This window comes from Paractinoplanes polyasparticus (assembly GCF_019710575.1).
Classification (GTDB): Bacteria; Actinomycetota; Actinomycetes; order Mycobacteriales; family Micromonosporaceae; genus Actinoplanes; species Actinoplanes polyasparticus.
Genome location: NZ_JAHWFK010000007.1, coordinates 77,435 through 98,805 on the forward strand (window position 1 = coordinate 77,435; position 21,371 = coordinate 98,805).

25 protein-coding genes are annotated in these 21,371 nt (G+C 70.8%); 14 read left to right on the top strand and 11 right to left on the bottom strand.

Translation table 11 applies throughout. The features are described from left to right. The first annotated feature begins 63 nt into the window (after positions 1 to 63). The 8 genes from fdxA (at position 64) to KXC43_RS09755 (ending at position 7,563) form a co-directional block, all read left to right on the top strand. Positions 64 to 390, top strand: coding sequence for a ferredoxin (fdxA, locus tag KXC43_RS09720; RefSeq protein WP_221375661.1), 327 nt, complete (start codon positions 64 to 66; stop codon positions 388 to 390). Further along, a complete protein-coding gene (gene dapC, locus KXC43_RS09725) occupies positions 387 to 1,478 on the top strand; it encodes a succinyldiaminopimelate transaminase (RefSeq protein WP_221376001.1) in 1,092 nt (363 codons plus the stop codon). Before fdxA ends, dapC begins: the two co-directional genes overlap by 4 nt. A gap of 97 nt (positions 1,479 to 1,575) precedes the next feature. Then, a complete protein-coding gene (locus KXC43_RS09730; protein WP_221375662.1) occupies positions 1,576 to 1,986 on the top strand; it encodes a hypothetical protein in 411 nt (136 codons plus the stop codon). Next, positions 1,983 to 3,647 carry a hypothetical protein gene (locus KXC43_RS52330; RefSeq protein WP_221375663.1) on the top strand — a complete coding sequence of 555 codons (1,665 nt, stop codon included), beginning with the start codon at positions 1,983 to 1,985 and terminating at the stop codon, positions 3,645 to 3,647. The genes KXC43_RS09730 and KXC43_RS52330 overlap by 4 nt, the downstream gene beginning before the upstream one ends. 113 nt (positions 3,648 to 3,760) lie before the next feature. Beyond that, positions 3,761 to 4,813 (top strand): S8 family peptidase, encoded by a 1,053-nt coding sequence (locus tag KXC43_RS09740; protein ID WP_221375664.1) that lies wholly within the window; start codon positions 3,761 to 3,763, stop codon positions 4,811 to 4,813. A gap of 89 nt (positions 4,814 to 4,902) precedes the next feature. After that, on the top strand, positions 4,903 to 5,370 hold the full coding sequence (locus KXC43_RS09745) for a hypothetical protein (protein ID WP_221375665.1): 468 nt from the start codon (positions 4,903 to 4,905) through the stop codon (positions 5,368 to 5,370). Positions 5,371 to 5,379: 9 nt separating this feature from the next. Further along, positions 5,380 to 6,024 carry an SIMPL domain-containing protein gene (locus KXC43_RS09750; protein ID WP_221375666.1) on the top strand — a complete coding sequence of 215 codons (645 nt, stop codon included), beginning with the start codon at positions 5,380 to 5,382 and terminating at the stop codon, positions 6,022 to 6,024. 222 nt (positions 6,025 to 6,246) lie between these two features. Then, positions 6,247 to 7,563 carry a DUF4407 domain-containing protein gene (locus tag KXC43_RS09755; protein ID WP_221375667.1) on the top strand — a complete coding sequence of 439 codons (1,317 nt, stop codon included), beginning with the start codon at positions 6,247 to 6,249 and terminating at the stop codon, positions 7,561 to 7,563. 30 nt (positions 7,564 to 7,593) lie between these two features. On the opposite strand, the gene KXC43_RS09760 is transcribed toward KXC43_RS09755, so the two are convergent. The 5 genes from KXC43_RS09760 to KXC43_RS09780 all read right to left on the bottom strand — a co-directional run bounded on the left by KXC43_RS09760 (position 7,594) and on the right by KXC43_RS09780 (position 11,211). Continuing rightward, positions 7,594 to 8,199, bottom strand: coding sequence for a hypothetical protein (locus KXC43_RS09760; protein ID WP_255643810.1), 606 nt, complete (start codon positions 8,197 to 8,199; stop codon positions 7,594 to 7,596). A 535-nt stretch (positions 8,200 to 8,734) separates the two neighbouring features. Beyond that, positions 8,735 to 9,424 carry a hypothetical protein gene (locus KXC43_RS09765; RefSeq protein ID WP_221375668.1) on the bottom strand — a complete coding sequence of 230 codons (690 nt, stop codon included), beginning with the start codon at positions 9,422 to 9,424 and terminating at the stop codon, positions 8,735 to 8,737. An 11-nt stretch (positions 9,425 to 9,435) separates the two neighbouring features. Continuing rightward, positions 9,436 to 9,741: a hypothetical protein gene (locus KXC43_RS09770; RefSeq protein ID WP_221375669.1), complete on the bottom strand. Its 306-nt coding sequence runs from the start codon at positions 9,739 to 9,741 to the stop codon at positions 9,436 to 9,438. Between the two features lie 69 nt (positions 9,742 to 9,810). Beyond that, positions 9,811 to 10,314, bottom strand: coding sequence for a hypothetical protein (locus KXC43_RS09775; protein ID WP_221375670.1), 504 nt, complete (start codon positions 10,312 to 10,314; stop codon positions 9,811 to 9,813). A gap of 504 nt (positions 10,315 to 10,818) precedes the next feature. After that, the gene (locus KXC43_RS09780; protein WP_221375671.1) at positions 10,819 to 11,211 is read right to left on the bottom strand and encodes a RidA family protein; all 393 of its coding nucleotides are present in this window, start codon (positions 11,209 to 11,211) and stop codon (positions 10,819 to 10,821) included. A 30-nt stretch (positions 11,212 to 11,241) separates the two neighbouring features. Here KXC43_RS09780 and KXC43_RS09785 point away from each other — a divergent pair, with 30 nt between their 5' ends. Further along, positions 11,242 to 11,970: a class I SAM-dependent methyltransferase gene (locus KXC43_RS09785; protein ID WP_221375672.1), complete on the top strand. Its 729-nt coding sequence runs from the start codon at positions 11,242 to 11,244 to the stop codon at positions 11,968 to 11,970. Here KXC43_RS09785 and KXC43_RS09790 read toward each other — a convergent pair. From KXC43_RS09790 to KXC43_RS09805, 4 genes are all read right to left on the bottom strand, one after another. Beyond that, positions 11,967 to 12,674 carry a carbon-nitrogen hydrolase family protein gene (locus KXC43_RS09790; protein ID WP_221375673.1) on the bottom strand — a complete coding sequence of 236 codons (708 nt, stop codon included), beginning with the start codon at positions 12,672 to 12,674 and terminating at the stop codon, positions 11,967 to 11,969. The genes KXC43_RS09785 and KXC43_RS09790 overlap by 4 nt on opposite strands. 27 nt (positions 12,675 to 12,701) lie before the next feature. Beyond that, the gene (locus KXC43_RS09795) at positions 12,702 to 13,430 is read right to left on the bottom strand and encodes a class I SAM-dependent methyltransferase (RefSeq protein ID WP_221375674.1); all 729 of its coding nucleotides are present in this window, start codon (positions 13,428 to 13,430) and stop codon (positions 12,702 to 12,704) included. Between the two features lie 144 nt (positions 13,431 to 13,574). After that, the gene (locus KXC43_RS09800) at positions 13,575 to 14,609 is read right to left on the bottom strand and encodes a DNA polymerase III subunit beta family protein (RefSeq protein ID WP_221375675.1); all 1,035 of its coding nucleotides are present in this window, start codon (positions 14,607 to 14,609) and stop codon (positions 13,575 to 13,577) included. 182 nt (positions 14,610 to 14,791) lie between these two features. Next, a complete protein-coding gene (locus KXC43_RS09805) occupies positions 14,792 to 15,388 on the bottom strand; it encodes a LysE/ArgO family amino acid transporter (protein WP_221375676.1) in 597 nt (198 codons plus the stop codon). A gap of 71 nt (positions 15,389 to 15,459) precedes the next feature. Between KXC43_RS09805 and KXC43_RS09810 the strand changes: the two genes are divergently transcribed. Further along, positions 15,460 to 16,263, top strand: coding sequence for a LysR family transcriptional regulator ArgP (locus KXC43_RS09810; protein WP_221375677.1), 804 nt, complete (start codon positions 15,460 to 15,462; stop codon positions 16,261 to 16,263). On the opposite strand, the gene dapD is transcribed toward KXC43_RS09810, so the two are convergent. Next, entirely contained in the window at positions 16,253 to 17,200 is a 948-nt protein-coding gene (dapD, locus tag KXC43_RS09815; protein WP_221375678.1) for a 2,3,4,5-tetrahydropyridine-2,6-dicarboxylate N-succinyltransferase, read from the bottom strand. The genes KXC43_RS09810 and dapD overlap by 11 nt on opposite strands. 65 nt (positions 17,201 to 17,265) lie before the next feature. On the opposite strand from dapD, the gene dapE reads away from it, so the two are divergent. Next, positions 17,266 to 18,336 carry a succinyl-diaminopimelate desuccinylase gene (dapE, locus tag KXC43_RS09820; RefSeq protein WP_221375679.1) on the top strand — a complete coding sequence of 357 codons (1,071 nt, stop codon included), beginning with the start codon at positions 17,266 to 17,268 and terminating at the stop codon, positions 18,334 to 18,336. A gap of 11 nt (positions 18,337 to 18,347) precedes the next feature. Here the strand turns inward: dapE and KXC43_RS09825 are convergent, their stop codons facing one another. After that, positions 18,348 to 18,548 (bottom strand): hypothetical protein, encoded by a 201-nt coding sequence (locus KXC43_RS09825; protein WP_221376043.1) that lies wholly within the window; start codon positions 18,546 to 18,548, stop codon positions 18,348 to 18,350. Positions 18,549 to 18,738: 190 nt separating this feature from the next. Between KXC43_RS09825 and KXC43_RS09830 the strand changes: the two genes are divergently transcribed. The 3 genes from KXC43_RS09830 to KXC43_RS09840 all read left to right on the top strand — a co-directional run bounded on the left by KXC43_RS09830 (position 18,739) and on the right by KXC43_RS09840 (position 21,360). Continuing rightward, positions 18,739 to 19,518, top strand: a complete 780-nt coding sequence (locus KXC43_RS09830) for an LOG family protein (protein ID WP_221375680.1) — start codon at positions 18,739 to 18,741, stop codon at positions 19,516 to 19,518. 1 nt (position 19,519) lies between these two features. Continuing rightward, a complete protein-coding gene (locus tag KXC43_RS09835; protein ID WP_221375681.1) occupies positions 19,520 to 20,071 on the top strand; it encodes an LOG family protein in 552 nt (183 codons plus the stop codon). Positions 20,072 to 20,337: 266 nt separating this feature from the next. Beyond that, a complete protein-coding gene (locus tag KXC43_RS09840; RefSeq protein ID WP_221375682.1) occupies positions 20,338 to 21,360 on the top strand; it encodes a LacI family DNA-binding transcriptional regulator in 1,023 nt (340 codons plus the stop codon). Positions 21,361 to 21,371: the final 11 nt, after the last annotated feature.

The window sequence follows — 21,371 nt, forward strand, 5'->3', positions numbered from 1 at the left end:
GATACTAGGCTCTGCAACTGTCGCCGGCGGTCCCCGCAGGCGTGGCTTTGGAGGGAAAGACCCGTGACCTACATCATCGCTGAGCCATGCGTCGATGTGCTCGACAAGGCATGCATCGAGGAATGCCCCGTCGACTGCATCTACGAAGGCAATCGGATGCTCTACATCCACCCCGATGAGTGTGTCGACTGCGGGGCATGCGAGCCGGTCTGCCCGGTCGAGGCGATCTTCTACGAGGATGACGTCCCCGACCAGTGGAAGGACTACACGACCGCGAACTACGAGTTCTTCGAGGATCTCGGTTCGCCCGGTGGCGCGGCCAAGGTCGGCAAGATCGACAAGGACACGCCGTTCATCGTCGGTCAGCCGCCCCGGGGTGACGCGCACTGAGCGCGCTGTCCTCGGCTCTGCCGGACTTCCCGTGGGATCTGCTGGAGCCGGCCAAGGCCCGGGCCGCCGCGCATCCCGACGGCATCGTCGATCTCTCGGTCGGCACTCCCGTCGACCCGGTGCCGCCGGTCATCCGGCGTGCGCTGGCTGACGCTTCCGACGCGCCCGGCTACCCGCAGACCGCGGGTACGCCGGCGCTGCGGGCCGCCATCACCGAGTGGATCGCCCGGGCCGGTGGCGCCTCGGGTGATCCCGGTGTGCTGCCGACCATCGGCTCCAAGGAGATGGTCGCCTGGCTGCCCACGCTGCTCGGGATCGGGGCGGGCGACAAGGTCGTGATCCCGTCGGTCTGCTACCCCACCTATGAGGTCGGCGTGCGGCTGGCCGGCGCTACGGCAGTACGGTCGGACTCTCTGACTGCCGTCGGGCCGGATTCCCGCGTACGCCTGGTGTGGGTGAACTCGCCGTCCAACCCCACGGGCCGGGTGCTGCCGGTCGAGCACCTGCGCAAGGTGGTCACCTGGGCTCGCGAGCGGGGCGCGATCGTGGTCAGCGACGAGTGCTACCTGTCGCTGGGCTGGGAGACGCAGCCGGTCTCGGTGCTCGACGACCGGGTCACCGGGGGTGATTACACCGGCGTGCTCGCCCTGCATTCGCTCTCGAAGCGGTCCAACCTCGCCGGCTACCGCGCCGGTTTCGTCGGTGGTGACCCGGCTCTGGTGCGGGAGCTGCTGGCCGTACGCAAGCACGCGGGCATGATCGTGCCGGCGCCCGTGCAGGCCGCCATGATCGCCGCGCTCGGCGACGAGGACCACGTCACCGCCCAGCGGGAGCGGTACGCGGCGCGACGCGACCAGCTGCGGGCCGCGCTGACCGGGGCGGGCTTCGAGATCAGCCACTCCGAGGCCGGCCTGTACCTGTGGTCGTCGCGCGGCGAGGACAGCTGGAAGACCGTCGAGTGGCTGGCCGACCGCGGCATTCTGGCTGCTCCGGGCGCTTTCTACGGCCCCGCCGCCGAACAGCACGTGCGAATCGCCCTCACCGCCACCGACGAGAGGGTCGCGGCCGCAGTGGCCCGCCTCGCCTGACCGTAGGTGATCATGCCGTCGCTGACGGCGTTGACATGTCGACAGCGGTCAGTACCCTCGGTGCGTTGCGAGACGACGTAGCTACGGGGAGGCGGTCGTGAGTGACGGCATTCGGGTCGACACCGACGGATTGAACAAGTTCTCCACCCAGGTGCAGGACGACACGTCCCGCACCCTGGAGCCCGGCTATTCCGACGCCCGGGTCTCCCTCGGTACGGGTGTGCGCTTCGGGGTGAACAACGCCAGCGGCAGCGTGCACGCCGCCAAGGCCCGCTACGCGGCCAGTGTGGAGGCCTCGACCGCCAACGTCGAGGAATACATGGCCGCGGCCCGCGTCCTGGCCGACGCGGCGGCCAAGGTCGCCGCGGCCCTCGACGCCTCCGACAGCCGTTCGGCCGAACGCACCGACTGGATCACCGGCGCCCTGGCCGCCGCCGCGAGCGAGGCCCAGGAACGCCGGCTGGCCGCCGAGCAGCGGATCGCGCCCGGAACGGCGCGGGCGATATGAGCGACCCGGTGCTGACCAGCAGCTACTGCACGGCGTGGGACTCCTTCAACACGCCCCGCATCTGGTCGATGGTGATGAACGAGGACGACGCGCTGGCCCGCGAGCAGGTGCTCGGCTGGCGACGGCTCGCGTCGTCGATCCGCAGCCAGCACCAGGCCCTGTCGACGGCGAAGACCGACCTGATGGCCGCGTGGCCGCCCGACCAGAACGCGTCGGCCGAGGCATTCCTCAACGAGCTCGACCGGCTGATGGTGCGGCTCGAAGCGGCCTCGGACGATGCCGACACCACGGCCAACGGGCTCGACCGGATCCTGAACGCGCTGGACAGCGCGAAGAAGGGTGTCGAGCCGCTCTGGGAGAAGTACAAGGACAAGAGCGACGACCTGCTGCCGCGCTGGTTCGACAGCGCCGAGGACGAGATCGACGTCGAGGCCCGCAACCACATGATCGCGATGGAGCGAGCCGTCTCGGACGCGGTCGCCGACCTCAGGGTGCCCGATCCGTTCCAGTTCACCGTCGAGGGCCCTCGGGAATGGCCGCCGCGGCCGGAGCCGGGAGAGCCGGGGTCGGGACGGCTGGGGTCCGGGGGCATCAGCACGAGCGTTCCCCACGACCCGGTGCCGCCGTTGCCGGGCCTCGACCCGATCGCGCCCGACGCCTCCGGTCCGGGTGGCGGGTCTGCCGGGCCGGGCGCTGTGCTGCGCCCCGGTGGTCCCGACCTGGCCGGAGTGATCAATCCGCCGCTTCCGGGTCTGGGCGAGGGTGGCGGGGTCGGGCCTGTGCCCGGCGGCGCTCCTGCACCGGCGACGCCACCCCCGTTGGCCGGCGTGCCTGGTGTTCTGCCTGGTGGAGGGCCCGTCGTCGGTGGAGGTGCGGGGCGGCCGCCGATCGGGGCGCCCGGTCGCGGTCCGGTTGGCGGTCGGACGCTGCCCTCGGGCGCTGTCATCGGCGGTCCGGGATCGATCGGCGGTCCCGGGGGCCGCGGCGTAGGCAGTCCCGGCCCGGCCGGCGGTCGCGGTGTGGGCGGTCCTGGCGGCGGTGGCCGTGCTGTGGGGGGTCCAGGCGTCGGGGGGCCGGGTTCTGTGTCCGGCCGTGGCGTGGGTGGTGTCGGCAGCCCGGGGGCCGCGGGGGGTCGCGGCGGCGAGCCGGGTCGAGGTGGTGTCGGGCGGGGTGCCGGTGGGCCGCAGTTGAACGGGGTCGGTGGTCCCGGAGCGGGGCTCGGCCGTGGCGCTGCCGGTGGTCTACGTGGTCCGGGAGCTGCGCGGGGACGGGCCGGAGGCCGGCGTGGTCCCGACGATGACCGGGACGACGTCCGTTCCGGCGGCGCATCCGTGGACGGTTTCGCGGGCGGTGCCGGCGTCGGCGGCGTTGGTGGGCCCGTGGCCGGTCCAGCCGGTGGCGGCCGGGGTAGTGGCGGCCGTGGTCTCGCGCGGGCGCCACGTCCGGCGTGGCTGCCCGACGACCCGGTAGGTCCCGACCGGCATCTCGCGTCGGCCGGACCGGGCAGCCGCGGACAGAGTCGATCGCGCGGCGATGAGCCGACCGGCTTCGACCCGGACAACCTGTGGCGGGTTACCGAGGGAGTGACCCCGGTGATCAGCCCCGGCATTGACGACGACTGGCACGACCCCGGCCCGAATGTGATCGGCCGCCGCGGGTGACCCGGTCCGCCCCGCTCTATGTCCGGGCTGCGGCAGAGGCTGCAGCCCGGTGTGGGGTTGTGGCTGCGGCTCGGCGCCCTGCTACGGGACCTGTCGGGCGGATGGTCGCTGCGGTGGGTGTCGTGGTGCTCGTCGTGCTGCTCACCGGGGTGCCGGCTCGGGCCGACTCCTGGCGTGATCGGCAGTGGTACTTCGGGCCGATGCGCCTGGCCCAGGCCCAGGAACTGGGCAAGGGCGGCGCCGGGGTCACCGTTGCGGTGATCGACACGGGAGTGGACACCGGGCACCGCGACCTTCGGGGCGCGACCGTGCCGGGCTGGGTCGTCACGCGGGAAGAGCCGTCCGACAATGTGGACACCGGACCGCACGGCACCGGGATGGCCGCGCTGATTGCGGGCCGCGGGCACGGCGACGGCGCCGGGCTGCTCGGGGTCGCCCCGCGCAGCAAAGTCATGCCGATCCGGCCGGTCAACGACGACCTGCTGATCTCCAACGGCATCCGGTGGGCGGTCGAGCACGGCGCCACGGTGATCAACATGTCTTTCGAGCTGCCGTCCGATCAGGTGCTCGAGGACGCGATCGCCGAGGCCTACGCGAACGACGTCGTGCTGGTCGGCTCGGCCGGCAACGGCGGCGGCGGGGTCGTCGAACCGGCCTCGTTCCCACACGTCGTGGCGGTCGGCTCGGTCGGTCGCAGCAACCGCGTCGCGTCCTTCTCGAACCGGGGCCCCGAAATGGACCTGGTGACCTACGGGGTCGGCATCCCGGTGGCCCGGCCCGGCAACAAGTACGACGTCACCAACGGCTCCAGCGTCTCGTCCGCCCTGGTGACGGGCGCGGTGGCACTGATCCGGGCGCGTTATCCCGACATGCGCGCGCCCGAGGTCGTCGACCGGCTGATGTCCACCGCGGTCGACCGGGGTCCAACGGGTCGCGACGACCGTTACGGCGCCGGCCAGCTCGACCTGATGGCCGCCCTGACCGCACCCCGCGCCGCGCCGAAGGCCAGTTCGGATCCCGCACCGAATCCCGTGGGAGCCCCGGCCGTGGCATCGTCCACAGGCGACAGCGGCCCGTCGCCGTCAGTGATCGTGGGCGTCGGCGTGCTCGTGCTGATCGCCGGCCTCTCCGTCGTCATGGTGCTTCGGGCACGGCGTAGTTCCTGATCAGCGCCGTCTGACCCGGCTCGGTATGGCATTCGTCCGGGCAAAATTGTGCGCTACCCTCAGTCGTACCGGAGATCGGGGGAGCACCGGTGACTTCATATCGTCCAAATCGGATAACGGGATCGGACCGTACCGGCACGGCCTTCGCGGTCGTCGACCCGGTCGGCCGTCTTGTCGACATCGGCCTGCAGCCCGGCTGGTGGCCCGCACTGGGCCCGGCCCGGGTCGCCGCGGGCCTTCTCGAGGCCGTGGAATCGGCTCGCATGATCGCGGCCACGGCGCCGCTCGTCGCACGCGGCGAGATCCTCGATGCAGCCCGGGGCCGCATCACCGAGGCCTACCGACTGATCGACGAGGGCCGCGAACAGCCGGCGCTCCGGGTGATCATCGGTCCACGCGGGCTGTTCCGCCTGCATGCGCGCGGCGGCCGCATCGACAGCGCCGAGACCGGTCCACTCACACCGGCCGACGCCGACCGGCTCGGCGCCGACGCCCGCGACTGCCTGACCGAACTGGCCCGTCCCGCGGCCGGCGCGGAACGTGCACCGGCCGGGTAGCGTCGGGGCATGGCCGATCAACCCACGATCGTGGTCCGGGGCGAGGCGTTCCGCGAGGTGCCGCCCGAGCAGGCGGTTGTCTCCGTCACGCTGTCGGCGCGCGACCGCGACCGCGAGACCGTGGTGTCGCGGCTCCTCGAGCGCTCCAACGAGTTGCACGCCCTGCTGGCCGGGGCGGGCGACGCCATCGAGCGGCGTGAGACCGGCGGCGTACGCGTGTTTCCGGAGCTCAAGCGGGGCAGTGAGCGCGTGGTGGCGTACACCGGAAGCGTCGGCACCACCGTGACCGTGACCGATTTCGAACCTCTGGGTCAGCTCCTGCTGCGGCTGGCCGCGCTTGAGCACGCGGCGGTGGCCGGCCCGTGGTGGCAGCTGCGGCCGGGCAGCCGGGCCGGCGCCGACGTCCGGCGCGAGGCGATCGCCGACGCGCTGTCCCGCGCCCGCGAGTACGCGGCCGCGGTCGGCGCCGGCATCGACAAGCTGGTCGAGATCGCCGACGACGGCACGAGCGGCGGTGGCCCGATGATGCGGGCGATGGCGTTCGACGCCGGCGCGCCCGAATCGGCCGGTTTCGAGATCGACCCGCAGCCCCAGACCGTCCAGGCCTCGGTGACGGTACGCGTGACGATCACCCAGCCCGATCTGGCTCCCTGACACTCGCCCTGGAGTCCCGCCGGGTCCGAGGCTGCGCGGCCCCACGCACTGCCTGCCGCACGCTGTTCCATATCGTCTGCCGAGCCGAGCCGAGCCGAGCCGAGCCGAGCCGAGCCGAGCCGAGCCGCGGCGGCTCGCCATTCGAACGGCGCGGAGAGTCGGTGTGTCCGGATAACGCCGTTTCGGGCGCGCCGGGCGGCATGATCAGTAAGACTCGGCTGCATGCCGAAGGGCCGCCGAGACGTGCTGCTGCGGGTGGCGAACGTCAACCCGGCCAGCGTGACCACCCACACCGACCGGGTGCTGTACTCCGCGATCGGCGTCTTCATCCTCCTGTACTTCTTGTACGCCACGCTCGGCGGCGCCGCGTTCATCGACGCCAGCTCCAACTACGAGCACCCCTGGTACCGGTGGCTGGTCGGGCCGCTGGTCGCGGCCGGCGTCGTCGCCTATGACCGGGCGGTGGTCGGGCGGGTCGCCATCAGCTATGAGCAGGTCGACTCCACCGATCCGAAGCACCTGCTGAAGAAGCCGACGGTCGGCCTGTACGCCGGGCGGCTCGGGCTGGCGCTGCTGTTCGCCGTGCTCATCACCGAGCCGCTGATGCTTGCCCGCTATCAGGGGGAGATCGACGCGCGGCTCAACGAGGTGCACAACCAGCAGCTGAGCCGCATCGACCGGGACGGCGCGGTCGGCACGTGGACGGCTCGGCTGGCCCAGCTCGACCGGGAGACGGCCGGGGACGACGCTGCCGTGCGCGCGCTCAGCGACCGGGCGGCCCAGAAACGGGCGGACGCCCGCACGCTCTATCAGCAGGCGGTCGACGACTCGGCCGGCGACGGGGTGACCCGGGCGGCCGGCTGCCCGTCCGGCGGCTACTGCGATCAGCTGGTACGGCGGTCGCGGGCGCTGGACGACGAGGCGACCGCGCTCGACGTGCGGGCCGGCCGGCTGCTCGACACGCAGCGGACCGCCCGCGAGGCGCGGGCCGACGAGAAGGCCGGCCTGACCCGGCAGATCGGCGAACAGCGCGAGGCCAACGAGAAGGCGGTCGAGGCCGACTCCGGCTTCGGCGCCCGGACGGCCGCGATGTGGCACCTGGTGACCAGCGATTTCTGGGGCGTCGGAGTCTTCTATCTGGGGATCACGCTGCTGCTGGTCGCGCTCGACTGCGCCGCGGTGGGACTCAAGTTCGCGTCGCGCGGCAACGGCTACGAACGCAACGAGGCCCGCCTCGCCCGCCGCTGCGAGCACGAGGCGAGTCTGATCCACGAGCGGGAGATCCAGGACGCCCGGACGTACGGGGCGGCGATGGCCCGCGTGGTGGCCGACGGCATCGAAACGGCCAGCCACGACGAGGACGTGGTGCGCGACTCGGCCGAGCGGGCCAGCGCGGTTCTGCGGACGTCGGTGGTCGTGCCGCCCGAGATCCGCGAGCTCACCGCCCACCCCGGCCGGCACCACCGCCCTTTCGCAGCTGAACTGCTCAACGGCCACCGAGCCCGGCACCAGCACCCCACCGCGGCCGAGACCGAGTAGCGAGACGCGCGGGCCAGCCGGCTTGGGCGGTCAGCTTTCCCGGCGTACGCCGGAAACCCGCACCGGCACCGTGAAGGTGGCCCCCCGGCAGGCAGCCGGCGAGTCGGGGCGCATGGCGAGGCCGGCGGGCACGTTGAACGCGCCGATCGAGTTGCTGCCCACCTCCCACAGCACCTCGAACTCGGACCGGCTCAGCTTCACGCCGGTGGCCTTGCAGCCGGTTTTCTCGTGCTCCGCGTCGGCGAAGACCGTCCCGCCCGCGGTCACAGATGTGATCTTGATCGGGAACGAGTTGTCGTTGATCACCGTGACGATCAGGTCGCCGGTGGCGCCGGGCCGCAGCGACTCGTTGAGGTCGGAGCGGGCCCGCAGCGACATCGCGACCGGTGGGCCGTCGACCGCGTGCGCGACCTCCGAATCGGTGATCTGCCAGTACGCCCAGGCCGCACCCGCGTTGACCACGACGGCGAGCGCCGCGGCGATGCCGAGGATCATCCGCGTACGCCGGTCCAGGCGCTTCTTACGCGCCGACACCCCCGGGTGCCGGACCTCCCACGTCGGCTCCTCGTGGTCGGCCGCATCCAGTTCGATGTGCATATCCGTGATCCTGTTGCCGTCGTGGACGCGGTCGTTCAAGCCGCCACCCTCCCGGAGCCGAGTGAGCAGAAGATCCCGCCGCATCATGACCGTGCCTCCGTCTTACGCATGCGGCGCCTTCCTCCTTCAGCGGTGGGTGGGGACTACTTGTGTAATAACGGTCGCCGACGACGCTGGGTCGTGTGATCGGGATTCCGTCCCCGGTTCTGCGCGCATAAATCGCACAGTTGAGGCTGTCCGGCTTAACCCCAAAGAGGGATCGGCGCGGCAAATGGCCGTCAACGCATCGTCCACCGATGCCGCGGCCAACCGGCATTCCGGCGCCTCGCGACGAAGCCCTGGCCCGGCAATATTCACGCTTGTCGAGGCACGGAAGAGACACAAAGATCCTTCCCGGCGTACGGCCACCGGCCTCACGCCCGAAGCCGGCCCCGCCATTTCTGAACGGTCCGGCCGAACCGCCATCCGCCGAATGTACGGTCGTAATTCGAGTCTTCCGCCTAATCCGTCCGAGGCGCAAAATCGATCGAGCCCGCGGCGTGGGACCCCGCCGCGGGCTCGATCATTACCCCACCTATTCCGGAATGCCTTCGTCGGCCGAACCGCTGGCGGACGGTTCCGCAGCCGTGGTCGCAGGCTTAGCCTCCGCGGGTGAGGACGCGGGCGGGGGTGCAGTGTCTTCGGCCTTCTCAGGCGATGGGGGAGCCGGCGTCGTGGTGACGGGCTCGGCGGCCGGCTTCTTGGTGGTCTTGGCGGTGGGCGTCGGAACCGGCGCCGCGGTCGGTGGGATCGTGGGCACGACCGTCTTGGCGGGCGGCGTCCCTGCGACTTTGGAGACCGCAGCGTCGGGAAAGGTGAGGGCCCCGCTGAGGCCGCTCTCAGCGCCGACCCACTTGGCATAGTGCGGGATGACGGCCCACCTCCACTTGCCGCCCGCTACCTCGGCGGCGGCGAACGTGATCGTTTCGCTGACGCCGCCCGACGCCTCGACCTCGCGGACGATCGCCGCCCTGGGTGGAGTGTCCTGGCTGTGCGCGGTGACCGTGTAGCGATCCATTTTCACGCCGGGCACGATTTCCTGGGCGCTCCAGCTCACGACCGCTGAGTTGGATTGATCCTCGACACTCGGCTTGGTGCCGGCGGGCATCTTCAGGTTATGGATCTTCGCCTGAGCGGCGCCGGATACGGCCCACTCGGCGTTTGCAACGACAGTGCCGGCCGTCACAACTGCAGCGACAGTTGTGACGATCAGGAGATACCTCATTCGTCTTCTCATTAGCCGGCCTTCCTGCCGGTGCCGGCGAGAGCGATGCTGATGAGGTGGCTCTCCAGGCTGCGAAGGGAAAGCGGGAAGCTGAACGGGTCAACCAGCGGAATCTTGATTGGCCGAGTCGCGTCTGGGTAGAGACCGGTCACCGACTGGCACTTCAGGTTGAAGCGCACGCCGCCGTAGAGGCTTTGGTCGCCATTTGTCAGTACCATCGCCTGCTCGGCCGGCTCGCTCTGCCGACCGCTGGCGGTCACGGCGAACCTCGTGATGAGCGTCGCTGTGGCGATGATCGCCGATCGCCATGCCTTCACGAAACCCTCACTCGCATCTACGCAGCTTTCAAGCCGGGGCGGGCGCCGCGCGCCCGCCCCACGGAAACGTCAGCCATCAGTTGGGGCGGGGGCGGCGTCGGCGATGCCGCCCGCGAGGGTCGCGGTGATGATGAGGTTGCCTCCGGCGCACGCCGGGTCGGCAGTCCGGGACATCGTGAGGGTGCCGAGCGCGACGTTGGTGATGGGAGCCGCGCTCTTGCCGAACGTCTGGTTGGTCAGATCGGTGAGGGTGAAGCCGGCCTTCGACTGGTCGCAGCCGTCCTTGCCCGTGACGGCGATGTTGGAAAGCCCGGTGATCTGGACCGGGAAGTCGTTGGGGTTCGACACCGACGCGTTGGTGATCTCCACCGCCTTGCCCGGGAAGAAGTTGTTGTCCGCGTTGCCGCGCAGGTTGACCGTGGCAGTGACGTTCTTGATCGTCGAGGTCGTCACCTGGGTGGTGCTGCTGCCCTGGAACCAGCCGCTTGCGTAAGCGAACGCCGCCGTTCCGCCGGCGACGGCGAGAACGGAGCCGGTGATGATGGCGGCGGAACGCTTGGTGAACTGACGCATGGGGAAGTTCCTCCTGGAACGTTTCGGTAATTCGTTCGGTGCTCGAATTCGGTGTGGCCGGGGCTCGAAGCGTTCCGGCGCTGGGACAAAGATGGCGGATCGAGAAGGGTTGGGCGATAGTGCTTTTGCCCGTCCTATCCGGAACGCGAAGTCAGTCGATTGCCGATGATCGGATTAACCCGCAAGGCTGACGAGAGCGCGAGACATCGAGCGCGTCCCGCGTGCTCGTGATCACCAATACCTGCTGGTCGTGGCGTCAGGCAGGGCAAACGGCGGCGTATCAGCCGGGCGCCACCTTCTCAAGCGGCTGAAAGATCCATTGTGGGCCGTAACCCGGAAAAGGGGCCGCCAATGTGAGTGAAGGCGAGCTTTAATCGCGATGCTTGCCGTGCTGCAAGGGCAGCTTTCCCCGAATGGGTTAAGCGAAATTGCCGGGTCGCTCACCTGAAAGATGCTTACCGGCGACGCTTCTGTCGGGCGGGTGGCCACCGGGACCGGCCGGGTTCAACCGGCGGGGAGAACCGCGATAGCTTCGACTTCGACGCGGAAGTCCGGGTTGACCAGTCCGGCCACTTGCACCAGCGAGCTTGCCGGTGGCCGGTCCAGGTTGATGACCTCGTCGCGCGCCGTACGGAAGTCGGCCAGGTCGGCGAGGTTGGTCAGGAAGACCGTCAGCTTGACCACGTCGGACAGCCCGGCGCCGGCCGCGGCCAGCGCTGACTCGATGTTGCGGAACACCTGGCGGGTCTGTTCGAGCGCGTCGTCCTCGCCGACCAGCCGGCCCTCGGCGTCGAGCGGCACCTGCCCGGACACCACGATCGTCGTGCCGGTGAAGGCGACCGCGTGGCTGTAGTTGTTGGTGGGCGGCGACCCCGCCGGTCGGACATGGTGCTGCATGCATCGAGCCTAACCGTTACGGTCGGGCCCATGGCGCAGGTCTTCGGCGAGGTGGCAGCCCTCTACGACGACGTCCGGCCCGGCTATCCGGACGAGGTGCGCCGGGGCATTCTCGACTACAGCGGGCGGCCCGACGGCATCGTCGAGCTCGGTGCGGGCACCGGGAAGGGCACCGAACTGCTGGTCGGGTTCGGCACGTGGCTCACCGCCCTGGAACCCGACCCGCGGATGGCGGCTGTGCTGCGTACGAAATTCGCGCAGGTCGACGTGGTGGAGGCGACCTTCGAGCAGTGGTCGCCGCCGGAGCGCCGGCCCGGACTGGTCGCCTGCGCGCTGGCCTGGCACTGGATGGATGCCGCGACACGCAACCGACGAGCCTTCGACACGCTCGCTCCGGGCGGCGCCCTCGCGGTGTTCGGGCACAAATACGCCTACGCCGACCCGGTGCAGGATCGGGTGATCGGCGACGTGCTGCGCTCGGTCGATCCGACGGTGGCGGACCGCGCCGATCACTGGGTGCGCGACGTCGTGGTCGCCTCCGGAGCGTGGTCCGACGTCGTGGAGCGCCGCTTCACCTCGTACCCGGTCCTGGCGAAGCGGCGGTATCTGCAGCTGATGCAGACGTTCGCACCGTTCCGCCGGCACACGGCCGACGAGCAGCGGCGCACCCTCGAGGGGCTGGACGCGGCGATCGACGGCTTCGGCGGAACCGTGCGCCTGGAATTGCGTACGAGCCTGGTGCTGGCCCGCCGGGCCTAAACCGGGGCCGGCTGCTCGGCGAAGAGGGTGGCCCGGGCGATCTCGCCGACGGCCCGGCTCGCCCGTGCGGCCACCGATCCGTCGGGCGCCCAGATGCCCGAGCGGCCCGCAGTTTCGGGGTAGTCGGGGCCGGTCGCGCCCGCGCAGGACGAGACCGCCACCCACACCCCGTACGTCTGGCTGATCCTGCGGGCCCGCTCGGCGACCACCACGTCGTCGGCGGGAACGTCGACGACGCCGGCGATGTAGGCGTCCATGCCGAGCGCCGCCGTGGCCGCCGCGTGTTCCTCGACGCCGGTGTCGCGGCAGATGCCCAGGCCCAGGCGCCAGCCGTCGACCTCGATCACCTCGGGGCCGGGACCGGGCTGGAAGCGCGACTCGGTGTGGTGCGGGTTGACCTTGCGGTAGACGACCCGGGCGCCCGCGCCGTCGATCAGCAGCGTCGCGATGTGGGGACCGGCGACGGGGGCACCGGCCAGTGCGACCGTGTCGGTGGCGGCGCAGGCCTCGATCAGCGGGTGCAGACGCGGGTCGTCCGGTGACAGCAGGGGCGCGTCGAGGTCGTACCCGGTGAGGGAAAGTTCGGGAAAGACGACCAGCCGGGCGGCGGACGCACGGACCGCGGCCGCGTGCCGGGTCACGTTGGCGGCGATGTCGAGCGCGTGGACGGGCGGTTGGGCTACGGCGATGACCAACGAGCGCATGGGCCGATCTTTCTGCGGGGGGTGTGGTTAGGGACGGACGGCTTCGACCAGGAAACGGTGGGCGGTGACGGTGAAACCGCCGTGCAGGCGGATGTAGGTGTCGAGGCGTTCCAGCGGCTGCTGGTAGTGCCTCGGGGTGAAGTCGCGGATCTGCCAGGGGAGGTCCCGCAGCTGGCGGATCACGGCGCCGACGTCGTGGAAGGTCACCGGCGGGCGTTCCTCGCGCACGTCGATGACCTCGAGGCCGGCGGCGGTCAGCGCCGAGACCGCGACGTCGGCGTTCCAAGGCTGGCGGTGAGCCGGCGGCGCCCCCAACGCCACGTTCAGCTCGGCCAGGTCGTCGCTGCCGACCTGCTGGCTCAGCACGGTGCCGCCGCGGCGTAGCAGGCGCACGATGTCGGCCGCCGGAAGCCGGCCGTGGCGGCTGAGCACGACGTCGAACTCGTCCTCGCCGCCGGGGAGCTCGGTGAGCACCTCGACGGTGAGCGGCGCGAGCCGGTCGCGGGCGACGGGGATGTTGCGGGCCCAGCTCTCGACCGCGACGGTGTGCGGCGGCAGCGGGACCAGCTCGGCCAGCAACTCGCCACTGCCGGTGTCGAGATCCAGGGCCGAGGAAGCGCGGCGCAGCAGCGTACGGGCCATGGCGGGGTAGGACCACGACGGCTCGGAGCCGACGTCGCGCCCGTCCAGCCAGGCGAACTCCCAGCCGGTGGCGCGCTCGCCGGCGGTTTCCCCGTACTGCTGCCCGATGCGCACTCGACGACGGTAGCCACTCCTTCGGGGGGCCAAGCACCCGGTGTGACGTGGCTCAAGCCCAGACACGTGACGGGACCGTAAATTGTTACGCCGCCGCGACCTCGATTCGGCGCAGGAGGCTCGGCCGGGGAGCCTCCCGACACGTCAAGCGCGCACCGGCATCAGGATCGAGAAGCGGGAGCCGTCGCCCGGGACCCGTACGGCGAGTGGCTTGATCGGCCCGTCGAGTTCCAGCACGAGCTGGCCGCTGCCGCCCGCGTCGAGGGCCTGCAGCAGGAATTCGCGGTTCACCGCCAGATGCGCGTCGCCGTTCCACTCGGCCTCCGGCACCACGCTGACGGCGCCCGCGTCAAACCCCAGAACGGCCACCTCGTACGGCGTTCCGTCGTGCTCTCTCGTGACGACCGGCGCGGCGGTGACCCGGTCGCGCAGCGCAGCCGTGTCGACCGTGACCCGGGTGGTCGGGGTCGCGAGGCCGTCGAGCAGGCGGCGATGGTCCGGGTAGTCGATGTCGAGGGGCTCGGCATCGAGCGAGGCCGGTTCCGCCCGTACGCGATCAAGCGCGAGATCGAGCACGGCCCGGCCCCCGGTGAGCGTGGGGCGCAGGCCGTCGACGAACGTGAGAGGCAGCACCGACCGGATCGGCGGCCCCTCGACCTCGGCCGACGCCGACGCCACGGCCATCCGGAAGCGGTCGGTCGCAACCAGGGTGAGCACGCCGCCGGTGACGTCGAGCAGCACGCACTGCAGCATCGGCAGCTCCGGATCGGCCCCCGCGGCGAAGCGGACGGCGTCGATCGTGGCAGCCAGGGCGGCGGCGGGCAGGCTGACTCGGGTCATGAGTTTCTCCTCCAGGTCGAGCAGGGTGTGGATGCGGAGGAGTTCACGCTTGGCGTCGGCCAGCCCGTCCTCGAGACGCCGCCGATGCGCGTCGAGCCGACGGCGTACGGCGGCCGGGTCGTCCAGCTCGCGGACGCACTCGGCGATCTCAGCCACCGGCACGCCGATGCGCCGCAGCCCCGCGATAAGCCGGGCCGCCCGCACCTGCTCGCTGCTGTAGCGGCGGTAACCCGTCGCCGCGTCGACCTCGGCCGGCGCCAGCACGCCGGCGCCGTCATAGAACCGCAGCGCGCTGACGCTGAGGCCGCTGGCCCGGGCCACCGCACCGATGCTGCGCATGTCTCCTCGCACGTCACCGACCCTTCCGCCTCAACCAGGTCGAGAGTCAAGCCTGTGATGATCTTGCTGAAACCCGCACGCCCATCCCGAACCCCCTCCCACCTCGGGGCGTTGTGGGGTGCAACTTACGCCTTGTCAAGCTGAGGTCGTCCCGTTGTCCACAGGGGCGACCGGCTGCTCGCCTAACTGAGCAGCAGCATCCCGGCCACGCCGAGCATGACCACGGCGATCAGGCCGTCGAGCACACGCCAAGCCGACGGGCGGGCCAGCAGCGGCGCCAGGCGATGCGCCCCGGCGCCCAAGGCGGTGAACCAGACCAGGCTGGCTGTGGCCGCGCCCACGCCGAAGAGCCAGCGGTGTGGGTGCTGCTGGGCAACCGAGCCCAGCAGCAGAACCGTGTCGAGGTAGACGTGCGGGTTCAGGTAGGTCAGGGCCAGACAGGTCAAAATCGTCGCCCGCAGGGTGGCCGGGGCTCGGCCGGCGGCCTGCAGGGCGGCGGGTCGCAGCGCGCGGCGCGCGGCCATCACGGCGTACGTGATGAGAAAGGCGCCGCCGACCCACTTGATCACCGTGACCGCGTCGGGGCTGGCCGTGACCACCGCGCCCAGGCCGCCGATGCCCGCGAGGATCAGGAACAGGTCGGAGAGGGCGCAGACCAGCACGACCGCGAGCACGTGTTCGCGGCGCAGGCCCTGGCGCAGCACGAAAGCATTCTGGGCGCCGATGGCGATGATCAGTACGGCGGAGGCGAGGAAGCCGGTGGCGACGGAGGTGAGCACGGCTTCGACGCTAAGCGGACGGCAACCCGTACTCAAACTAAAGATTTTGACGTTGCATTAGCATCGCTTACGTGGACTTCGCGCAACTGGCCACGTTCCAGGCCGTCATCGAATCGGGCAGCTTCGACGCGGCGGCGCGTGAGCTGCATGTGACGCCCTCGGCCGTGAGTCAACGGATCAAGGCGCTGGAGCGCTCGGTCGGGCAGGTGCTGGTCCGGCGTACGAAACCCTGCGTGGCCACCCCGGCCGGAGAGGCCCTCGTCCGCTTCGCGGGGCAGGTGGCGCTGCTCGAAAGGGAAGCCATCGGGCAGGCGCGTGGCGGCACCCGGGTCTCGATCGTGGTGAACGCCGACTCGCTGCACACGTGGTTCCTGCCGGCGCTGGCCGCCGTGCCCGGCCCGCAGTACGAGCTGCACACCGACGACGAGTACTACACCGCCGACCTGCTGCGATCGGGAACCGCGATGGCCGCCGTGACCGCCGACGACACCGCCGTCCAGGGCTGCCGGATCGAACGGCTGGGGGCGATGCGCTACCTCGCGGTCGGCCGGCCCGACGACCGGGCGATGGTGCGCTACAACCGCAAGGACCACCTGCAGCACCGCTTCCTGACCGGCAGGTCAGAAATGTTCGAGGAGCACTTCGTACCGTCGGCGTCGGCCTTCATCGAGGCCGTCCGCATGGGGCTCGGCTGGGGCCTGGTGCCCGAGTGGATAGCGCGCGACGACATCAGCGAAGGCCGGTACGTCGACCTGCACCCGGGCCGGCACCTCGACGTGCCGCTCCACTGGCAGTACTGGCGGATCGGCTCGGCGGTGCTGGACGAGCTGACGGCCGCCGTCAAGGCGGCGGCCGCGCCCTTCCTCAGGAGTTAGCGTGCAGGGCCGCGTTCAACTCGATGCCCGTGCCCTTGCGCGGCTTGGCCTCCAGCGCCCCGGTCACCGAGTTGCGCCAGAAGAGCAAGCCGTTGACCCCGGATAGCTCGCGCGCCTTGACGACCCGGCCGTCGGGCAGCGTGATCTTCGACCCGGCCGTGATGTAGCAGCCCGCCTCGACCACGCAGTCGTCGCCGAGCGAGATGCCGATGCCCGCGTTCGCGCCGAGCAGGCTGCGCTCGCCGATGCGCACCTTGTCCTTACCGCCGCCGGAGAGCGTGCCCATGATGGACGACCCAGCGCCGACGTCGGAGCTGTCGCCGACCACGACGCCCTGCACGATGCGGCCCTCGACCATCGACGTGCCCAGCGTGCCCGCGTTGAAGTTGGTGAAGCCCTCGTGCATGACCGTCGTGCCCGAGGCCAGATGGGCGCCGAGGCGCACCCGGTCGGCGTCGGCGATCCGGACGCCCGACGGCACCACGTAGTCGGTCATGCGGGGGAACTTGTCGACCCCGAAGACGGCCAGGTGACGGCCGGCCGCGCGCTCGAGGAAGCGCAGCTCGTCGACCCGGTCGGGCGGGCACGGGCCGGCCGACGTCCAGGCGACGTTGGCCAGCGCGCCGAAGATGCCGTCGAGGTTGAGCGAGTTCGGCACCACGAAGCGGTGCGAGAGCAGGTGGAGCCGCAGGTAGGCGTCCGCGGCGTCCTTGATCGGGTCGGCCAGCGAGGCGATCGTGGTGCGGACCTCGACCGTCGACAGGCCGGGCAGGGCCTTGGGCCCGGTCAGCCCGGCCGGCAGCGCCGGCGCCTCGGCGGGCAGCTCGCCCAGGCCCAGGAAGCCCTCGGGATACCAGGTGTCGAGCACCTGACCCTCGGCGGTGACGGTGGCGAGGCCGATGCCCCAGGCGGGGGAGGTCGAGATCGCAGTATCCACGGCCCGAACCCTACTAAAGCAGTGAGCAGGGTCGTGATTCACCATCGGCCGGTATCGTGCGGCCTATGGCCAACCCGCTTACCCCGGACGTGTTGGTCGACCCGGTGGAGCTCACCCGCACCCTGGTCGACATCGAGTCCGTCTCCCGCCAGGAGCAGGCGATCGCCGACAACGTGGAAGAGGTGCTCCGCCTGGCGTCCCACCTCAGCGTGGACAGACTCGGCAACACCGTCATGGCCCGTACGAACCTGGGGCGCGGCCAGCGGGTAGTGCTCGCCGGGCACCTCGACACCGTGCCGATCAACGACAACTTCCCGTCGACCGTCGTCGACGACCTGATCTACGGCTGCGGCACCTCGGACATGAAGAGCGGCGTCGCGCTGGCCCTGCACCTGGCGGCGACGCTGCCCGACCCGCGCTACGACCTCACGTTCCTGTTCTACGAGGCGGAAGAGATCGACTCGAAGTACAACGGCCTGCGCCTGGTTGCCGAGTCCCGCCCCGAGTGGCTGCTGGCCGACTTCGCGGTTCTGCTCGAACCGACGTACGGGGTGGTCGAGGCCGGCTGCCAGGGCACCCTGCGCGCGCTGGTGCGCACCACCGGCCGGCGGGCCCACACCGCCCGCGCCTGGCGGGGGGTCAACGCGATCCACGCGGCGGGCGATGTGCTGCGGCGGCTCTCGGACTATCGGGCGCGGACGGTCACGATCGACGGCTGTACGTACCGTGAGGGCCTCAACGCGGTCAAGATCCACGGTGGCGTGGCCGGAAACGTCGTGCCCGACGAATGTGTGATCGAAGTCAACATGCGCTTCGCCCCGGACCGTACCGAGAAGCAGGCGCTCGAACACGTCCACGAGGTCTTCGAGGGGTACGAGGTCGAGCTGACCGATTCGGCGCCGGGCGCAATGCCCGGTCTGAGCGCGGCGCCGGCCCGCGAGTTCCTCACCGCGGTCGGCGCCGAACCGGCGGCCAAGCTGGGCTGGACCGACGTGGCCCGGTTCGCGGCGCTCGGCATCCCGGCCCTCAACTACGGGCCCGGCGACCCGCTGCTGGCCCACGCCCCCGACGAGCACGTCGAGATCGGCAAGATCCGTGACGGGGCGACGACGCTGCACCGCTGGCTGGCCTCGTAAGGCCGCGCAGCTCAGAGGGCGGGGCGCACCGCGACGCGGCCGATGGCCCGGATGGTCATCGGCTCGATCTCCATCGTGGCCTCGGGATCGGCCGGGACCTCACCACGGGTCTCCGGCCGCGGCCCGAACGCCATCCGGCGTTCCTCGACCACCAGTCGGATCCGTCGCTGCATGCGACGCTGCATCTTCAAGCGCTCGTATCGGGTCGTCACGGTGGCTCCTTAAACCCGGCCGCCATGCCGGGCGCAGTGCGTGCGTGCCGCGAGTTGGTAACTGAGAAGACGCTCCAGAGCTACCGTCCGTTGCTTCAATCTGGCAAAAAGGTCGCGGACCCGCAATCCTCTTACCGAAACCCACCCGGTTGTTCACCGGGTGACTGACCGTCCGCACTACCTTTTAGGCATGACGGACAGCACCAACGGACGACGCGACGGTGCGCCGGAGCGTCATCGCGGCGCGGTCACGCTTCGCCGCGAGTCGATCCCGCCGAGCACGGCCGACGAGAAACTGCTCGACTCGCACCACCGGCGGGAGTGGAAGACCAAGGACGCCTGGCGGGCCCTGCGCATCCTCTCCGAGTTTGTCGAGGGCTTCGACACCCTGGCCGACCTGCCGCCGGCGGTGAGCGTCTTCGGCTCGGCGCGCAGCCATCCCGACAGCCCCGAGTGCGAGCTGGCCGCGGCGCTGGGGGCTGCGCTGGCCGAAGCCGGCTACGCGGTGATCACCGGGGGCGGTCCGGGCGTGATGGAGGCGGCCAACCGCGGCGCGACCGAGGCCGGCGGCATGTCGGTCGGGCTCGGCATCGAACTCCCCTTCGAACAGGGCCTCAACGACTGGGTCGACATCGGCATCGACTTCCGCTACTTCTTCGTCCGCAAGACCATGTTCGTCAAGTACGCCCAGGCGTTCGTGGTTCTGCCCGGCGGCTTCGGCACGCTCGACGAGCTGTTCGAGGCGGTCACGCTGGTGCAGACGAAGAAGGTCACCCGCTTCCCGGTGATCCTGATGGGCACGGCGTACTGGTCCGGCCTGTTCGACTGGATCAAGGGAACCCTGCTGGCCGACGGCAAGATCAGCGAGAGCGACCTGGATCTGATCCAGATCACCGACGACGTCGACGAGGCCGTGCAGATCATCGTGGACGCCGACGCGGCGCTCGCCGACTCCCACGGCAAGGGGTGACGTGGCCGCCATCTGTGTTTTCTGCGCCTCCTCGAGCACCCTCGACCAGAAGTGGCTCGATCTCGCCACCCGCACCGGTGAAGAGATCGGCGCCCGCGGGCACACCCTGGTCTCGGGCGGCGGCTGCGTCGGCATGATGGGCGCGGTGGCTGACGGGGCCCGGGCCGGCGGCGCGCACACCCTCGGCGTGATCCCGCAGTCGCTGGTCGACCTCGAGGTGGCCGACCGTGCCTCCGACGAGCTGATCGTCACCGGCGACATGGGCTCGCGCAAGAACATCATGATCGACCGGTCGGACGCGTTCCTCACGCTGCCGGGCGGGCTCGGCACCCTCGACGAGCTGTTCGAGGTGTGGACCACGGCAACACTCGACCTGCACGACAAGCCGATCGTGCTGCTCGACCCCGACGGCTTCTACGACGGCCTGCTGGCCTGGCTGGGCCAGCTCGCCGACACCGCCTTCGTCCGCTCGTCGGCGCTCGATCGGGTGATCGTGGTCAAGTCGATCGGCTCGGCGTTGGACGCCATCGAGGAACGGGTAACCGGGACCTGAGGTGTCACGCCGGGTGGGTGTCACCACACCCACCCGGCGTGACCGGAAGCCCCGGCGGGCCCGCCGGCCGGCTCGGGGGCGCGCCGAACGCGCTCTCACCGGGACACGCCGGTGCACACCTTCCGGCCGTCCGGCGGCGTCGCGCCCGCCGGGGCACGCGCTGGATCGGTTGCGCCGACAGTGCGCCGGGAGATCGCCGGACGTCAACGTGGCATCTGCGAACATTCGCATGGTGCCCGTTCGGGGGATCGTGGAAGACTGCGGTCATGCCCCCGCAACGGGCGACTCTCCTTCAGGTCGCACAGCGGGCCGGCGTGTCCCGCAGCACGGCCTCCTTCGTCCTCGCTGGACGCCATCTGGACATGAGGATCTCGGAGGACGCCCGGCAACGGGTGCTCCGGGCGGCCCAGGAGCTGGACTACCGGCCCAACCTCATGGCGCGGAGCCTGCGTACCAAGGTGACCCGCACCATCGCCCTCGTCTCCGACACCCTCGCCTCCGACCCCTACGCCGGCAAGGCGATCAACGGCGCGCTGGCGGCCGCCGTCGCCCACGGCCATCTGCTCTTCATCGGCGAGACCGAGGGGGACCCGGTCGTCGAGGAGAGGCTGATCGCCGACTTCCTCGACCGGCAGGTCGACGCGTTCGTCTACGCGAGCATGTTCACCCGCTACGTGCGGCTTCCCAAGCAGCTCAAGGGGCACCCGGTCGTGCTGCTCAACTGCCTCACCCGCGGGGCCCGGCCGGCGCACCACCAGATCATCCCCGACGAGCTGGCCGCCGGGTGGAGCGCGGCCACCACCGTGCTCGAGGCCGGCCACCGCAGCGACATCTACCTGGTGGGTACTCCCGACGAGCAGGTCTTCGCCGGCCGGGAGCGGATGGCCGGCATCCACGAGGGGCTGCGGGCCGCCGGCACGGGCCTGGCCGGGACGGTCGCCTGCGACTGGTGGCCCGATTCGGCATACGAGGCGGTGGCCGCCAGCCTCGCCGCCGGGCTGCGACCGCGGGCGCTGATCTGCCTCAACGACCGCATCGCCCTCGGCGCCTACCAGGCCCTGCGCGAGGCCGGCCGGCGCATTCCGGACGACGTGTCGGTGCTCTCGTTCGACGACTCCGACCTGGCGGCGTGGCTGCGGCCACAGCTCACCAGCATCTCGCTGCCGCACTACCAGCTCGGGTGGCAGGCGGTGGAGAAGCTGCTCGGCCCGCAGTCCGACCCCGCGGTGCTGCGCCTGCCCATGCCGGTGCGGCGCCGGGCCTCGATGGCCAAACCACCCGTTAGTTAACGTCGGACCCT

What these genes read in the sequence shown, in the direction of transcription:
- KXC43_RS52330 (WP_221375663.1), top strand. Translation starts at nt 1,983, where the DNA reads ATGAGCGACCCGGTGCTGACCAGCAGCTACTGCACGGCGTGGGACTCC.
- KXC43_RS09750 (WP_221375666.1), top strand. Translation starts at nt 5,380, where the DNA reads ATGGCCGATCAACCCACGATCGTGGTCCGGGGCGAGGCGTTCCGCGAG.
- KXC43_RS09755 (WP_221375667.1), top strand. Translation starts at nt 6,247, where the DNA reads ATGCCGAAGGGCCGCCGAGACGTGCTGCTGCGGGTGGCGAACGTCAAC.
- KXC43_RS09765 (WP_221375668.1), bottom strand. Translation starts at nt 9,424, where the DNA reads ATGAGGTATCTCCTGATCGTCACAACTGTCGCTGCAGTTGTGACGGCC.
- KXC43_RS09775 (WP_221375670.1), bottom strand. Translation starts at nt 10,314, where the DNA reads ATGCGTCAGTTCACCAAGCGTTCCGCCGCCATCATCACCGGCTCCGTT.
- KXC43_RS09780 (WP_221375671.1), bottom strand. Translation starts at nt 11,211, where the DNA reads ATGCAGCACCATGTCCGACCGGCGGGGTCGCCGCCCACCAACAACTAC.
- KXC43_RS09785 (WP_221375672.1), top strand. Translation starts at nt 11,242, where the DNA reads ATGGCGCAGGTCTTCGGCGAGGTGGCAGCCCTCTACGACGACGTCCGG.
- KXC43_RS09790 (WP_221375673.1), bottom strand. Translation starts at nt 12,674, where the DNA reads ATGCGCTCGTTGGTCATCGCCGTAGCCCAACCGCCCGTCCACGCGCTC.
- KXC43_RS09800 (WP_221375675.1), bottom strand. Translation starts at nt 14,609, where the DNA reads ATGCGCAGCATCGGTGCGGTGGCCCGGGCCAGCGGCCTCAGCGTCAGC.
- dapE (WP_221375679.1), top strand. Translation starts at nt 17,266, where the DNA reads ATGGCCAACCCGCTTACCCCGGACGTGTTGGTCGACCCGGTGGAGCTC.
- KXC43_RS09830 (WP_221375680.1), top strand. Translation starts at nt 18,739, where the DNA reads ATGACGGACAGCACCAACGGACGACGCGACGGTGCGCCGGAGCGTCAT.
- KXC43_RS09840 (WP_221375682.1), top strand. Translation starts at nt 20,338, where the DNA reads ATGCCCCCGCAACGGGCGACTCTCCTTCAGGTCGCACAGCGGGCCGGC.